Annotated in this window: 11 protein-coding genes and 1 pseudogene; 4 read left to right on the top strand and 8 right to left on the bottom strand. The window is 65.8% G+C overall.

The window, feature by feature from the left end; translation table 11 throughout:
* Together ACYQ1H_RS12285 and ACYQ1H_RS12280 are read right to left on the bottom strand one after the other, a co-directional pair.
* The coding region (locus tag ACYQ1H_RS12285) for an alpha/beta fold hydrolase (protein ID WP_460028333.1) at positions 1-1184 on the bottom strand (1184 nt) is incomplete at its 3' end.
* Between the two features lie 219 nt (positions 1185-1403).
* On the bottom strand, positions 1404-1913 hold the full coding sequence (locus tag ACYQ1H_RS12280) for a hypothetical protein (protein WP_460028332.1): 510 nt from the start codon (positions 1911-1913) through the stop codon (positions 1404-1406).
* A 298-nt stretch (positions 1914-2211) separates the two neighbouring features.
* Here ACYQ1H_RS12280 and ACYQ1H_RS12275 point away from each other — a divergent pair, with 298 nt between their 5' ends.
* The 4 genes and pseudogenes from ACYQ1H_RS12275 to ACYQ1H_RS12260 all read left to right on the top strand — a co-directional run bounded on the left by ACYQ1H_RS12275 (position 2212) and on the right by ACYQ1H_RS12260 (position 5979).
* Positions 2212-3402 carry an acetyltransferase domain-containing protein gene (locus ACYQ1H_RS12275; RefSeq protein WP_460028331.1) on the top strand — a complete coding sequence of 397 codons (1191 nt, stop codon included), beginning with the start codon at positions 2212-2214 and terminating at the stop codon, positions 3400-3402.
* Positions 3403-3546: 144 nt separating this feature from the next.
* On the top strand, positions 3547-4125 hold the full coding sequence (locus ACYQ1H_RS12270; RefSeq protein WP_460028330.1) for a hypothetical protein: 579 nt from the start codon (positions 3547-3549) through the stop codon (positions 4123-4125).
* A gap of 72 nt (positions 4126-4197) precedes the next feature.
* Complete coding sequence (locus tag ACYQ1H_RS12265; protein WP_460028329.1) at positions 4198-4860, top strand: nuclease-related domain-containing protein; 663 nt, start codon at positions 4198-4200, stop codon at positions 4858-4860.
* An 86-nt stretch (positions 4861-4946) separates the two neighbouring features.
* A pseudogene (locus ACYQ1H_RS12260) lies at positions 4947-5979 on the top strand (DDE-type integrase/transposase/recombinase).
* Between the two features lie 369 nt (positions 5980-6348).
* Here the strand turns inward: ACYQ1H_RS12260 and ACYQ1H_RS12255 are convergent.
* The 6 genes from ACYQ1H_RS12255 to ACYQ1H_RS12230 form a co-directional block, all read right to left on the bottom strand.
* The gene (locus tag ACYQ1H_RS12255; protein ID WP_460028328.1) at positions 6349-7374 is read right to left on the bottom strand and encodes an HD domain-containing phosphohydrolase; all 1026 of its coding nucleotides are present in this window, start codon (positions 7372-7374) and stop codon (positions 6349-6351) included.
* 21 nt (positions 7375-7395) lie between these two features.
* Positions 7396-11133 carry a PAS domain S-box protein gene (locus ACYQ1H_RS12250; RefSeq protein ID WP_460028327.1) on the bottom strand — a complete coding sequence of 1246 codons (3738 nt, stop codon included), beginning with the start codon at positions 11131-11133 and terminating at the stop codon, positions 7396-7398.
* Positions 11134-11925: a hypothetical protein gene (locus tag ACYQ1H_RS12245; protein ID WP_460028326.1), complete on the bottom strand. Its 792-nt coding sequence runs from the start codon at positions 11923-11925 to the stop codon at positions 11134-11136.
* 184 nt (positions 11926-12109) lie between these two features.
* A complete protein-coding gene (locus ACYQ1H_RS12240; protein WP_460028325.1) occupies positions 12110-12703 on the bottom strand; it encodes a hypothetical protein in 594 nt (197 codons plus the stop codon).
* A 16-nt stretch (positions 12704-12719) separates the two neighbouring features.
* Entirely contained in the window at positions 12720-14048 is a 1329-nt protein-coding gene (locus tag ACYQ1H_RS12235) for a serine hydrolase domain-containing protein (protein WP_460028324.1), read from the bottom strand.
* A gap of 64 nt (positions 14049-14112) precedes the next feature.
* Positions 14113-15033, bottom strand: a complete 921-nt coding sequence (locus ACYQ1H_RS12230) for an FAD:protein FMN transferase (RefSeq protein WP_460028323.1) — start codon at positions 15031-15033, stop codon at positions 14113-14115.
* Positions 15034-15072: the final 39 nt, after the last annotated feature.

Genomic DNA, 15072 nt, shown 5'->3' with positions numbered 1-15072 from the left:
TGCAGATTGCTGTAGCCAACCCCCCACCAGAAGCGTCGGAAGGAGGACCAGGCTTCATGCCCGGCGCGCTCATAGACACGCGTCTGGCGGGGCCAGCGCTCATCGACCGCGGTGATGGCAAAGTACCGGTCCAGCATCGGGTCATAGGTGCCGTCCGGATTGCGCCCATAGGCGATGTCGGCCAATTCCCTCGCCAGGGTGCCGTCACCCCGGCTGGCGGTAGCGAGTGCCCGGGCCAACAGTGGCCAGGTCTGCTTGGTGTAGAGGGCTTGCGACGTCGCCATGAGGAGATCGTCACCGTCCACGGGCGCAGGATTGTCCCCGTGCGCAGGCACGGGCAGGCGGTTTGCCTGGGCGACCAACCAATCGAAGGCCATGCCCGGATCGTCCCCACCAAACCCCGCGCAGGCCACCTGATCCGCAGCGCAGGCGGAAAGGAAACGATCCAGCGCCTGCTCGAAACCGCTCATTTGTGCCATGCCCGTCGCTATGGGATGCCGGGCATACGTCGTCGCGGCAAGGGCGCCATCCAGTACCATGGCCCGGTAGCGCCCGGGAAACAAACTGGCATAGGTAGCGCCAAGGTACGTGCCATAGGAGAAGCCCAGATAGGAAAGCCGCTCGTCGCCAACCGCCGCGCGGAGCCGGTCGAGATCGCGGGCCACATTGGCTGTCGTCACGTAGCCAAGAATCCCGGGATTAGCCCGGAGACAAGCTGTCGCAACCGCTTTGGCGTCGACCATCCAGCTGTGCCGATCGATGTTGAGCGGGGTCAGGAACGGCGCCTGTTTCCCCTCGTGGGCCTGGCAATCGATGGCGGGGCGACTCTCGCCCACGCCGCGCGGGTCGAAGCCGATCAGATCGAAACGCTCGTTCAGTCTGGCAAACTCGGTTTTGCCGATTCTTTTCAGCGTTTCCACTGCGGGTGCGCCAGGACCACCGAAATTGATGAAGAGCGAGCCAATCCGCTGTTCGGGGCGGGCGGCGGGCAACTTGACGACCGCGAGTTCCAGTTGCGGTCCCTTGGGCTTCGCATAATCCCGCGGCACGGGAACGGTAGCGCAGAAGCGTCCCTCCCCGCAGGGGGCCCAGTTCACGTGAGGGGGAACGCCGGCAATGGCCAGAAAAGCGCTGCCGTAAAGGATCAACCCGGCGATGAGCTTGCGAGGCATGGTTTTCAGCATCGATGACAGCTCCTGGGTTTGGGCCATTGCAAGGGCAGTGAAACCTACCCGCCCTTGCTGCCGGACATCGGGAATTCCTGGAAAATCAGTGTTTGGCACATCCTGTCTTTACGACTGACCATAGAGCGTCCGCGCTGAATACGCCAGTCGCAAGACCCCGGGCTGGCGCGCGCAGGCGCGAGGCTGCCCGGACCCGGTACCGGTCGGACGGCGCGGCTGTTACCTGTCGGCGTCGTGTACAGCGGCGGTTGCCGGCGCGCCCCCGGCCTGAAGCATGGCCAAGCGGTGCCGGAGTCCCTCGTCCGACAAGCGATTCAGCCAGGCCTGCTGGGCGGCGTGAATGTCCGCCGCATGACGGCCGGAGATGCCAAAGCGCTCCGCGGCAATCAGGTAAGCACGCTTCCTGGCGCCGCGATACGGATCGAACCGCTGCTGATATTCCACGATAAGGGCAATGCCCTGCTCTCGTAGTCCGGCCGTGCCGGAGGATTGACTCGGTTGTGGCGAACCAAGACCCAGCGCCGCTGCGGGATCCATCCCGGCCTCGGCCAGCCGGCCAAACGCCAGCTGAAGGTAGGCCAACGCCTCCGGATCCAAGGGGTCCTGCCGTTGCAGTCGCTGGTGGACATGCTGGATGAGCAACCGGGCTGCCAGCGGATCCGGCCCCTGGCGAATCCGGTTCAGCGCCTCGCGCAGTCCGGCGGGCGTGGGTTTGTCGATCGGCTTCATGTCGGGCTTCCTGATGCGTGACGGGGGTGCGACTCGGCGAGGCGCTGTTCCGGTGGCGTTGGGCCCGCACGGGCCAGAACCTGCCGGGCAAGCGATGCACCGCCTTGACGATACCCTGATCCGAATGATACCGGTATGACAATCATTTCAGAGCCATCTCGGGAGCGATGAACATGACCCCATGTAGCGGCTATCGACCCGGCGTCGGGGGCAAGCCCGGCAGCAATGACCATGGTCGAGCGCCGGCCAGGCGCAATGACATGAAGCACCCGTTCGCCCAGGGAACCGACAGGGCTGCATGACGATGGCAGCTTCCACACCCTTCGACCGCCGCATCGTCGCCATCGACCTGGCACGGGGCCTGATCATGCTCCTGATGGCACTCGACCATACCCGGGACTATTTCAGTCAGGCCGACATCGATCCCCTGAACCTGGCCCAGACCACGCCGGCGCTGTTCCTGACCCGCTGGATCACGCACCTCTGCGCGCCACTGTTCATCTTCCTCGCGGGGGTCAGCGCCTATCTGTCGCTGGCCCGTCGCGGCGACCGTCAGGCTCAGGCCCGGTTGCTCTGGCAACGTGGCCTGCTGCTGATCCTCCTGGACCTGACCTGGGTGCGGTGGCTGGGCTGGACCTTTTCCCTGGACCTGCACCGGCCGGTCGCCGGGGTGCTGTGGGCCATCGGCTGGTGCATGCTCGCCCTGGCGCCGCTGACCCGCCTGCGGCCCCCTCACCTGCTGGCGGCTGGCTTGCTGATGATGGTGTCCCATCACTTGTTCGATGGCCTCACCCCGGAGTTCTTCGAGTCGCTGGGCTGGCTCTGGCGCATCCTGCATACCGGGGGCAGCTTCGAAATCGTGCCCGGTGTGCGGTTCGTGGCGCTGTACCCGCTCATCCCCTGGATTGGCCTGATGGCGGCCGGGTTCGGCTGCGGCCCCGTCTGGTGCCGGGAAGCGCCCGCCCGGCGCCAGTGGCTGATGCGCTGGGGCTGGGGGCTGACCCTGGCGTTCGTCTGGCTGCGGGCGGGAAACCTGTACGGCGAGCCGGTCGCCTGGACCCCGCAGGCGAGCGATGGGCTCACGCTGCTGGCCTTTCTCAACTGCAGCAAGTATCCGCCGTCCCTGCAGTACCTGCTGATGACGCTGGGACCGGGCCTACTCCTGCTGGCGGCGCTGGACCGGCCAGTCCCACGCTGGCTGCAACCGCTCAATGTGTTCGGACAGGTGCCGCTGTTCTTCTACCTGCTGCACCTGCCGCTGATCCATGCCCTGGCCACGCTGGTGGACCTGGGCCGCTACGGCGAGGCGGGATGGCAATTCGGCTGGCCCTTCGTGACCGTCCGACTGCCGCAACCGCCCGATCACGGCTTCGGCCTGCTCATCGTCTATCTCGCCACCGCCGTCATCGTGTTGAGCCTGTACCCGCTTTGCCGCGGGTATGCCGGCATCCGACGGACGCACCCCGGGGGCTGGGTGCGCCTGTTGTGACAGGCATGCCAAAGTGGAGGTCCGCGGTAATCCCCCCATTTTTAGCGGGCGCAGGAATTGGCGCACGACCTGATGGCGCGAAACTCCATCGGTTATGGATCGGCCGCGTAGCTGCTACTGACGGCTGGCGATAACCCCGAGCACTTGACGTCGGAAGCCAGCTTCGCGACACGGTTCTTGCCAGGCGGGCATGCCAAGCACGGCGAAAAGCCGCTGATTGCCGTCGACGATCTGACCTATCTCACCCCGACCCAGCAGGCTTTTTGGCTGGCCGTGTTCGAGTTTTCCCAGATTGCCGGCTGTGCCAGCAACCGCAAACACGGCCTGCGTAAGCTCTGGTGGAAAATGCAGGTGCTGGAGGTGCCGCCACTGCCTCCGGAGACGGCTACCGAGATCGTGCGGACCTACATCGCCAAGGGGGGCGTACTGATCGAGTCGCCCGAGCTTTACACCGCCCATGTGGTGCGCCAGTCGGGCGGGGTCCCGCAGGCGATCCATGACATGCTCGACGCCAGCGCCAAGGAGCGGGTGGTCGATAAGCGCCATATCCGCGAAATGCGGCATGATGCCGGTGTCCGCTACTTCGACTTCACGCCGGTCATGATCGTGGCAGGTGCCGGGGCCGGCCTAGTGGCGACCCACTACGTCGCCCTGGCATCGGCGCAACCCTGTTCCTTGCCGTGCGCATGCCGCTCATGCGTGGAAGCGCGCGGTGAGTTGTAATATGGCCCTTGCTTGCGAGTATGTCGGGCGGTTTGTCGTGAGTGGTATCGAACGGGGAGGGGTAGTGTGGTCATGATGGAAGCAGGCGCAGCCTTGCTGACCGGGCTCGCGGCCGGTTTCGTGGCGGGCCGGCGGTTTCGCGCTCAATGCCCGGAAAGCGCCGAAAATGCCGGCGAGGTGGCCGTCAGGCGGCTGCTCATTCAGGCATTCAACGATCCCGCCTATTACCTGCTGAACAACATCACCATTCCAGTCGATGACGACGGAACCACGCAAATCGATCATATCCTGTTGTCCCGCTACGGCGTCTTCGTGATCGAGACCAAGCACTATTCCGGCTGGATCTTCGCCAATCCAACCGGGCGCACCTGGACCCAGGTCAGGTACCGGTTCAAATCAAAATTTCAGAATCCGCTCCGGCAGAACTACAAGCATGTGCAGGTGGTGAAGAGCCTGCTCCACTTCATCCCGCACGAGCATATCCACTCGCTGGTGGTGTTCACGGGGGATGGCGTATTCAAGACCGCACGGCCGGCGGGCGTCGTCCAGTTAACGGAATTGGAGGCCGCCATCCGTTGGCGCAACCAGCCCATCATGGACGAGAACCGATTGCAGTTCTGCATCGGCCGGATCGAGTTCTACCGGTTCTATATCTCCGGTGTAACCGATGCCGAGCATCAGGCGTATCTGAACCGGAAATATGGTGACCCATTGGCTGGCGCTGGGCAGGGATGAAATCCCATTCATGCCGATGAGACTGGGTTCTACCCCGATATCACGGACACTTTCGAGCAGGCTTGCAAGCACCATGAGGAGTGTTCATGTCCGAGCGCAAGAAGTACAGCCCCGAGTTCAAGCGAGTAGCGGTCGAGCGGGTTCGTCGATCTGAAACCCGCTGCCGGCAGATAGCCATGGCGATCGGGGTCGGCCCGAACGTGTTCACCCGGTGGGTTCGGGAGGCAGAGGCCGTCGGCAAGAAGGTCTTCTCGGGCACCGGCAGCCCGCGCGATGAGGAACTGGTCCGCCTCAAGCGCGAGCTGGCTCGTGTTACCAAGGAACGGGATTTTTCAAGAGACGCGGCAGCGTACTTCGCCAAGGCATCATCAAACGGTACGCGATGATCCGGCGCTGCCGCAACGAGTACCCGGTACGGTTGATGTGCCGCTGCCTGCTGGCATCCATCACCCCGCGATGATGACGCCTGGGAGAGGCGCACACCCAGCCCGCGTGCTCAGGAGACTGTGCGTCGGCTGAGCCGTCTTCGCCACATCCGCGAGGGCAGTCGCGGCGTGATTGGCGCGCCGCGTATGCATGAGGATCTGCTCGACGAGGGTGAGCGTGTCCGTCTCGATCGCGTTGCGCGTCTGATGGCGGCGGACGGTCTTCAAGGCTGGTCGCGACGCAGAAAGGAAGGTTTTTCCTGTGCGTGGTGCTCGACCTGTACGGCAAGCTGGTGATCGGCTGATCGATACACCACCGGCAGGACCGCCATAGGGTGATGCGCGCGGCGGAGATGGCGGTCTGGCAGCGCCAGCGGGCTAGTCAGTGATGCTGCATTCGGACCGCGGCTGTCAGTTTGTGAGCGGCGACGACCTGCGCTTCCTGAGTCGCAATACGCTGATCTGCCGCATGAGTGCAGTGGGGCATGGTGGTGACAAGGTTGCCTGCGAGGGCCTCTTCGGGATGCTCAAGCGCGAGCGCGTCAGCCACCCGTTGTATCGAACTCGCGATGAAGCAAGGGCGGATCGGTTCGACGACATCGAACGGTTCCACAATCCCGGAATGCGCCGTAGCGTGGCCAGGCAGGACAAGACGTTTTCTGCCCTTTTAAAACCGTCCATGGAAACGGGTTAGAACCCAAGGGGCTGAGGGGAAGTTGATGTGGAATGAGGCATAACTTCTCACGGGATCGCTGTATTACATCCAGCTGCCACAAACTACAGCGTTAGGCTGATTGACTGGAACTGCGGCGCGAAGGCCGCGAACGGGATCGCGACAGACTCCCAGTTCCCGGAACCAGAACCGGCCGGCACATGCCGATTCATGTCATCGACCGAGACCTTCGCCAGCTTCGGCGACGCGCTCTTGCCCAGAAGACCTTGAGCAGGCTCTGAGGGGGACAGGTCAAGAGAAGGTGCCTTTTCGCACAACGTCGCCACCACTCAGCTGCGACGCCTGTCAGGCCGCAGAGGCTGGCAAAAAACCCGGGACTTAGCCAGGATGCTAGCGCGCCAGCGTATAGCCATGCTCATGGAAGAGCGCCAGGCAGGCATCGGCCACGTCGGGATCATAGAGCTGGCCACGATGCTTGGCGATTTCGTCCAGCGCGACCTCGATGCCGAGGCCGGGCCGGTAGGGTCGATGGGAATGCATGGCTTCGACCACGTCGGCAACGGCGACGATGCGGGATTCCAGCAGAATCGCATCGCCCCGGAGACCGTCGGGGTAGCCGCTGCCGTCCAGGCGCTCGTGATGCTGCTGGACAATGCGGGCAATCGGCCAGGGGAAATCGATGGTCTTGAGGATCTCGTAGCCGGCCTGCGCATGCTGCTTGATGAGGGCGAACTCCAGTTCGGTGAGCCGACCCGGCTTGCTGAGGATTTCGGCCGGAATCCGGATCTTGCCGACGTCATGGACCACGCTGGCCAGCTGGATGCCTTCGACCTGCGCCTCCGGCAGTTGCAGCTGCCGGGCGAGCGCCACGGCAAGCTCGGCGACGCGCCGCTGGTGGCCGGCGGTGTAGGGATCGCGCAGCTCGACCATCGCCGCCAGCGCCGCGATGGAATCCAGCCGGCTGGTGCGCAAGCGCTGTTCGCTGGCCAGCAGGGCCTCGGTACGCTGCTGCACCAGCTCTTCCAGATGGTTGCGCAGGCGATTCAGCTCCAGATGGGTGCGCACCCGCGCCAGCAGCTCGTTGCGCTGATAGGGCTTGGTCACAAAATCGACGGCACCGAACTCGAACCCCTGCACCTTTTCATCGGTTTCCGTGACGGCGCTGACGAAGATGACCGGCACGTCGCGGGTCTCCGGCATCGCCTTGAGACGCTGGCAGACCTCGAAGCCGTTCATGTCCGGCATGCGGATGTCGAGCAGGATCAGCTCGGGTGGATCGATCGCCGCGGCGCGCAGGGCAAGTTCGCCGCTGATGGCGGAGCGCACCTCGTAGCCTTCCGCCTTGAGCAGATCGTTCAGGAGTTTCAGGGAGGCCGGGGTATCGTCGACGGCCAGGATGCGTCCTTTGCTGTTCATTGCCGAAATGGTCCTCTGGGGTCACAAAACGTTGAGAATGGCCGGGTAATCGAAGTTCTCCACCCGTTGCGCCAGCTGGTCGCGCAGCTCGGCATCATGTTCGCCGACCTGGGCGATGGCCGCATCAATGCGCTCGCTTTCAAGGCTTTCCAGGGCCTCCCGCAACGCATGCCGCAAGGGTTCGGGCAGCCGGGCCAGGCGATCGGCCGTCAGCGCCGGCGTGGGCGCGGCAGACGCGGCGGGGGCGGGATCGGCATAGACATAGGCCACGCCCAGCTGCCGGGCGAGGCATTCGTAAATCTCGTGGAAGCGATAGGGCTTGTTGATGGCATCGTCCATGCCGGCCGCCAGCATCTCGGCGCGCTGTTCGGCCAGGGCCGAGGCGGTGACGGCAACGATTTTCACATCCTTCCCGCCGGGCAGCTGACGGATGCGCCGGGTGGCCTCGATACCGTCCATCACCGGCATGCGCCGGTCCATCCAGACCAGATGCGGGCGCCAGCGCTGGAACAGGGCCACCGCCAGCGCGCCGTTCTCGACGATTTTGACCTCGAGGCCGAGATCCCGCATCAGCCGGGCCAGCAGCAGCTGGTTTTCCTGCTGATCCTCCACGATCAGGATGCGCCGAACCGGCTGGCCCGGCGCGAGTCCCACCACCTCGCGCGCCGTCTGCGCCGCAGGCGCGTCGCCGGCGGGGACATCGGCCCGCTCCAGCGGTAAGTCGACCGCGAACCGCGAGCCCCGGCCAGGGATGCTATCGACCCGAACATGTCCCCCCATGAGCTCCACATATTGACGCGTCAGCGCCAGCCCCAGCCCGGTGCCCTTCTGCGAGGCATCCTCGCCCAGCTGCACGAAGGCCTCGAAGATTCTGGGCTGGTCTTCGGGGCGGATGCCGACACCGCTGTCCTCGACCTCGATCAGCAGGCGTTCCGCCCCGGTCTCCGGCCGGACGCCCAGGTGGACGACAACCGAACCTTCGCGGGTGAACTTGATCGCATTGCCGACCAGGTTGATCAGGACCTGGCGGAGCCTGGCCTCGTCGCTACGGATGTAGCGCGGTACCCGGGAGGTCTGCTCGACCCGCAGTTGCAGACCTTTCTCCTGGGCACGCACCTGCATCATGTCGGCCACATCGCGGACCAGGCCGCCGAGGTCGAACGGCGCGCTGTCGATCTGCACCCGGCCGGCCTCGATCTTGGACATTTCCAGCACATCGTTGATCAGTGTCAGCAGGTGCTCGCCACTGCGGCGGATGATGTCGAGATAATCGCACTGCACGAACGAGAGGCCGGACTGTTTGCGCAGCAGGTTGGAGAAGCCGAGGATGGCGTTGAGCGGCGTACGCAGTTCGTGATTCATGTTGGCCAGGAACACGCTCTTGGCCCGGTTGGCCCCCTCTGCCGCGTTGCGCGCCAGCACCAGCTCGGCGGTACGCTGCTGTACCTCCTCCTCCAGATGGTCCTTGTAGCGGCACAGCTCCTGCTCCGCCTGCTTGCGCTCGGTGATGTCCAGCGCCGTGCCGATGGAGCGCACCACCTTCCCCTCGCCATCCCGGGCATGCTCGCAGCAGGCGTAGATCCAGCGTTCCTGGCCATCCGATTGGCGCAGGATGCGGTACTCGATGTCGAAATGGCCATCCGGGGCCAGGGAGGCCAGGTAGGCCTGGTTGACCCGCTCGCGATCCTCGGGGTGCAGCCGGTCGAGGAACGCCTGGTAGGTTGCACCGAATTCGTCCAGCGACATGCCGAAAATCCGCAGCATTTCCGCCGACCAGACCAGCCGATCCTGGACCAGATCCAGCTCCCAGTTGCCCAGGTGGGCAATACGCTGCGCCTCGGCCAGGGAGTTTTCGCTCTGCTGCAGCTTCTCCTCGGCCAGCCGGCGCTCGGTGATATTGCTGAAGATCACCACCGCGCCGGTGATCTTCCCGCGCTCCATGATCGGCGAACTGACATACTCGACCGGAAAACTGCTGCCGTCCTTGCGCCAGAAGAGATCGACCCCACGATGCGGCGCCACGCTGCGGTAGACCCCGTGCACCGGGCAATCCTCCAGCGGATAGGGCTGGCCGTCCGGCCGGCTGTGGTGAAACAGGGCGTGGCTGCATTGCCCGATCAGTTCCTCGACGCCGAACCCCAGCGCCTGCGAGGCGGCCGGATTGGCAAAGGTGCAGCGGCCATCGTTATCCAGCCCGTAGATGCCCTCCCCCGCCGAGTCCAGGATCAGCCGGTTGCGCAGACTGAGTTCAAGCACCGCCGTCTCGGCCTTCAGGCGTTCGGTGATGTCGCGGGCGGCGGCAAACACGCCCAGCACGTTGCCGGCCTCGTCGTTGAACACGCTGGCGTTGTAGAGCACCGCGGTGACATGCCCGGAGACATGGCGGATGGCCAGCGGGTAATCCGTCACGAACCCCTGCGAGAAGGCCAGCTGATAACCCTCGCGGGCCTTCTCCGGCTCGGTGAAATAGTCCGCGAAATCGCTGCCGATCAGCCGCTCGCGGGCCAGACCGGTGACCTTCTCGGTGGCGCGGTTGACGTCGGTGATCTTGCCATCGGCGCTGATCGTCACCAGGGGATCCATGCTGGCCTCGATCAGGCTCCTGGAATAGTGCGACGCCAGTTTCAGGGCGTCCTCGGCCTGCTTGCGGGCGGTGATGTCGACGAAGGTCGCCAGGAAGTCGTCCTCCAGGACAACGCCCGAGATCTCCATGATGCGGACCTCGCCGTTCCTGCAGGTCACCCGGTACTCGTTCGGCGGGATGTCCTCGCCGGTCGCGGCGGCGCGGCGCACCGCATCGCGCCAGGTCGTCATGGCCCCCTGGCGATAGTCCGGATCGGGATAGGCAAGCCGCCACCAGGCCTCCATGGTGGGGATTTCCGCGCGGGTGTAGCCGAACACCTGGCCAAAACGATCGTTGAAGCCTTCGATCACACCGCCTTCGCTGACATAGCAGAGCGGAATCGAAACCTGCTTCATCAGCTTGGCAAAACGCTGCTCGCTGCTGCGCAGGGCCTCCTGGGCACGGTTCCGCTCGGCCATCTCGCTGGCCAGCAGCCGGTTGCTCCGCCGCAGGCTGTCCTCCCGGTTGGCCACCGCATCCGACATGGCCTGGAAGCCGTCCAGGATGGCGGCGAACTCCCGGTAGGACTCGGGCAGACTGATCTTCTGGTACTTGCCCTCGACCATGTGACTGGTTGCCGTCACGAGGGCCGCAATCGGCTGCCGCAACAGGCGCGCCAGGATCCAGCGCGTCGCCAGCAACAGCACCGCCACCAGCAAGGCCATGGTGGCCAGGCTGGCCGTCAGCAGCTGCCGGTCGCGCGCCTGGTACAGACCGGGCGAGATGCCGAACTCGACACTGCCGATCGCCTGCCCCCGGTGGCGGATGGCGATCCGCTGCCGGCGCTGCTGGAGCTCGGGATTTTCGTGGCGGTAGACGACCCGATCCTGATCGTCGCGGATGGTCAGCGTCGCCATGTCGGCGTTGGAGGCGAAGGCGTCGCCGATTTTCCTGATCAACTCATCGTCGATGTTCCACAGCGGCCACTCCAGCGAGTCGCGCAGGTATTCGGCGTATTCGCCCGCGCGGGCCTCCTGAGCCGCCTGCGTCTGCCGGGTGAAATAGACATAGTTGAGCAGGCTGCCCAGGCCCGATACCACGGTGACCAGCAGCACCAGGGCCAGGGTGAGGTCGCCGAACAGCGATCGCGGCTTGCGTGGCGCCCGTTGCGCGGTGCCCTGCTCCCGCGATGCCACTCAGCGCTCCTGCTCGGTGGCGTATGCCCGCCCGAACCGCTGCAGCAGCCGGGGCAGATCCGGTGGCATCCGGCCCTTGCCATACAGGCCCTCGAGGATGCGGGCATATTGCCGGCTCTCGAGCGTCCGGCGCAGCGCACCACGGTAGCGCTCGGCCACGGCTCGAGCTCCCGGCTGGCTGACATCGATCATCAGCGCCAGGGGCCGTTCCGATCCCGGTATGGGGATCGCGGCAAACCGGTCCTGTTCGTCGGGAAACAGCCGCTTGATCATGTACTGGCCGGCCGCGTCAACCAGGATGCAGACATCGATGCGCCCCCGTTTCAACATGCGCAACAGCGACTCGATCGAATCGCTTTCCTCGACCTGAAGGCCGTTGCTGAGAAAATATGCCGGATTCTCCAGGGTGCCGCGCAGGACGCCCAGCGTCCATCCGCGCAGCGCCCGGATGCCGGGAAGCGCGTGGATATCGTGATGCGGCCGGTAAAAGAAGAATGCCGAGCGGAAAATGCCGATGGGAAGGACGGCGCGCGGCCTCTTGTGCACGAGGATGTCCGGGTCGCCGACGATATAGGGCGCCCGGCTCTGGCGGAAGCGCTTGACCGGCAGGTATTCGAGCGCGTAGGCAACCCCGGCGTTGGCCGACAGCAACCGCAGGATCGCGCCGCCAACGCCATCGTCAGGCAGGGAGGGAGACCAGAGGGGGGGCGTGTCGGTCGACTGAAACACGATGGTCGCCGGCGCCTCCGCCGCCCGCCCGCTGACCGCCAGGCAGCAGGCCAGCAAGGCCATGACCCGCCGCCATCCCGCGCGCCTGCCCCTGGCGGTTGCCGCGGCAACCCGCGAAGGCAGGGGACGGGCAAGCGGTGGACAACCTAGCGGCATGGGTACGATCAGCAGGACGCGCGTCCCGGCTCATCCCTGCTGGCGCGGGAAACGGGAACGGCCCGCGCTACCCGGCATCGCCGGAGGACGTTCACGGCCAACCGGGATCGAGCCGCTGCAGGCGGACCACGGCATCCGCGGCGGCCCCGGGCGCGCGGCCGTGCTGCTCCAGCAGCTCCCGATAGCGGCCGCTGGCGACAATCCGGCGCAGGCCATCGCGGAAGGCATCGAACAGCTTACCGGCACGTGGATGGGTCTTGCTGAAGATCAGCGAGAGCGGCTCGCCGGTCTCGCGGAGATAGAACACCACCCGCCGGTCCGCCGCCGTTTCGGCGACGCCGGGATCGCCCGGGCCACCGATCAGGGCCGCCGCCTCGTTCTGCTCCAGGACATACCGGGCCAGTTGCCGGGACGGCAGCACATCGATCACCGGCGCCTGGCCCGCCGCCGCGAAGGCCGCCGTGACAAGCGCCACGGCCAGGCCGCTCTCGGCGCTCTCGGCGCTCTCGGCCTCGCTGTCCGGCGCCAGCCGGTAACCGACGATGTCGGTGATCCTCTCCTCGCCGAACAGCTGGGGCGCGATGCGCGGTGCCGTCGCCAGCGCGGTCGCCGGCCACACCAGCGGCAGGACCAGCATCAGGGCGCCCAGGCATCCGCGGGCGGCGGCAATCTTGCTCGTTTTCATGACGGATCTCATGGCCTCAGTCGGCAATGCTGGCGCTGGAGAGGACCAGCAGCTTGTCCCAGATATCAAAATGGTAATGGAACGGGTGAGTCTGTGACAGGAATATCGTGATTTTCTGCTCTCGCGGATCGATGCTGAAGCGTGTGGAAAAAATGCCTGCCCACTCGAATGTGCCGATATCACCGCTGTCAACGTTGTGCGAGCGGTCCGCCTGTATCGCCACGCCCAGCCCGAATTTCCAGCCTTCGTCGTGCAGCGTAGTGGCGCTGAGTGCGCCGATCTGGTTGGTGGCGGTCATCAATTCCACCGTCTTGCGGCTGAGCAGGCGCACGCCGTCCAGTTCGCCCTGGTTCAGCAGCATCTGGCAGAACCGGTAGTAGTCGTAGGCCGTGCTGGTAAGGCCGACACCGCCGGACAGGAAGGTCTTCGGCCCGCGGGTCTGGAAGCTGGCGGAGTAGACATAATCACCCTCCCGCTGCGGGCCGTCGGGCACCTTCTCCAACCGGCCGTTTCCGTCGGTCTTCCACAGTGCCGACAGGCGCCGCTGCCGGCTGTCCGGCATGAAGAAGTCGGTATCGTGCATCTTCAGCGGCTCGAGCACCCGCTGCCGCAGGTAATCGTCCAGCCTCATCCCCGACACCACCTCGACCAAGTAGCCCAGCACGTCGGCGGCCAGGCCATATTCAAAGGTCTCGCCCGGCTGGCGGGACAGCGGCAAGCGCGCCAGCCGCCGGACCATGTCGCCGATGGTGCCCTGGGTCTCGTACAGCCCGCTGCTGATGCCGGCCTCCTCGTAGAAGGCATGCATCTGCCGGTACAGGGGATTCCCCGGATACCATTCGGAGACGAAGGGATATGGCAATCCCGCGGTGTGGGTGAGCAGATCCTTGACCGTCAGTTCGCGCCGGGCGGGTACCAGCCGGAAGGCGGGAGCGGAGCCTTGCGGCTGCATTTCCAGCACCCGGGGCCGGGCGAATTCCGGGATGTACTTGGCCACCGGGTCCGACAGCAGCAGGCGCCCCTCCTCGTAGAGTTGCAGCACGGCAACGCTGACCAGCGGCTTGGTCATGGAGGCGATGCGAAACAGGGTGTCCCGGCGCATGGGCTTGCCGGCATCGGCAAGTCCCAGCGGCTCGAAGTAGGCGATTTTGCCCTTGCGGGCCACCAGCACGACGGCGCCGGCGATCTTGCGCTGATCGATGTGCTGCTGCACCAGCGCGCCGATCCGGCTCAGCCGGGCGCTGGACAGGCCGACCTGTTCGGGCCGTACCGGCCTGATCTCGTCGGCCAGGGCCGGATGGGACAACAGGGCGGCGGCCAGGGCAAACGACAGGATGCGTGTCATGTTCTTTCGACCCCGATGGAATGACTGCCGGCGACGCGCACGGCAGGCTGATGCGGGAGGCCGGCTAGCGCGCGCCGGGCATCCAGTTGCCGCCAGAGCGGCCGTGGACGTCGACCCAGAAGTGCGCCAGCCCCAGTTCCGCCAGCCAGGCTGGCCCCTGTGCCTCCTTCAGCATGGCGATGGTAGCAGCGCTGCCGGCGACGACGCACAGGTCGGCCACCACGCTGACCGCCGCCAGGTGACGGACCGGCCAGCCGGTACGGGGATTGAGCACATGCCCGTAGCGCACGCCGTCGACCTCGATGCAGCGCTCGTAGTCGCCACTGCTGGCCATGGCGCCCCGCTGCAGCCGCAGGGTACGGATGAAGCTGCCCGGCTGCCGCGGATGGGCGATGCCGATGGCCCAGGGACTGCCATCGGGGTGCGGCCCGATGATCTTGATGTCGCCGCCCAGGTTGATCAGGCCATGGCGGATCTCGGCCTCCCAGCACAGGGCGGCGACCCGGTCCACCGCGTACTCCTTGACCGCGCCGCCGAAGTCCAGCTCCAGGCCGGGCTCGGGAAAAGCCAGGACCGGCGGCTCCCAGCGCAGCCGGTGCCAGCCGATCCGCGCCAGCAAGGTCGCGACGGTCGCCGGCTCCGGCACCCTGCCGTCGCGGAACCGCCAGGCATGGCGCAGCAACCCCGAGGTCACGTCGAAAAGGCCGCCGCTCTCCCGGTAGCAGGTCTCGACGTAGTTCAGCAGCCCGGCGGTCTCCTCGTCGACGCGCACCTGGCCGCCGGTCGCGGCAATCTGGTTGATGGCCGACAGCAGGCTGTCCGGGCGATAGCGGGAATAGCGGGCCTCCAGCCGCTCGACCTCGGCAATGGCGCGCCGGACCATGTGCATGGCCCGTGGCCGGGTCTTGGCATACAGCTTGATCTCGCAGGGCGAGCCCATGGCGTTGAACGCCTGCTCGACATAGACCGGCCCGCCGCGGGTCATCGCGGCAGCCCAGGTGCCGGAACGGCCACTCCCGGCCAG

It is taken from the genome of Methyloparacoccus murrellii (genome assembly GCF_054657115.1).
The sequence above is the reverse complement of the archived record's forward strand: the minus strand, read 5'-3'. Positions and strand labels throughout refer to the sequence as shown.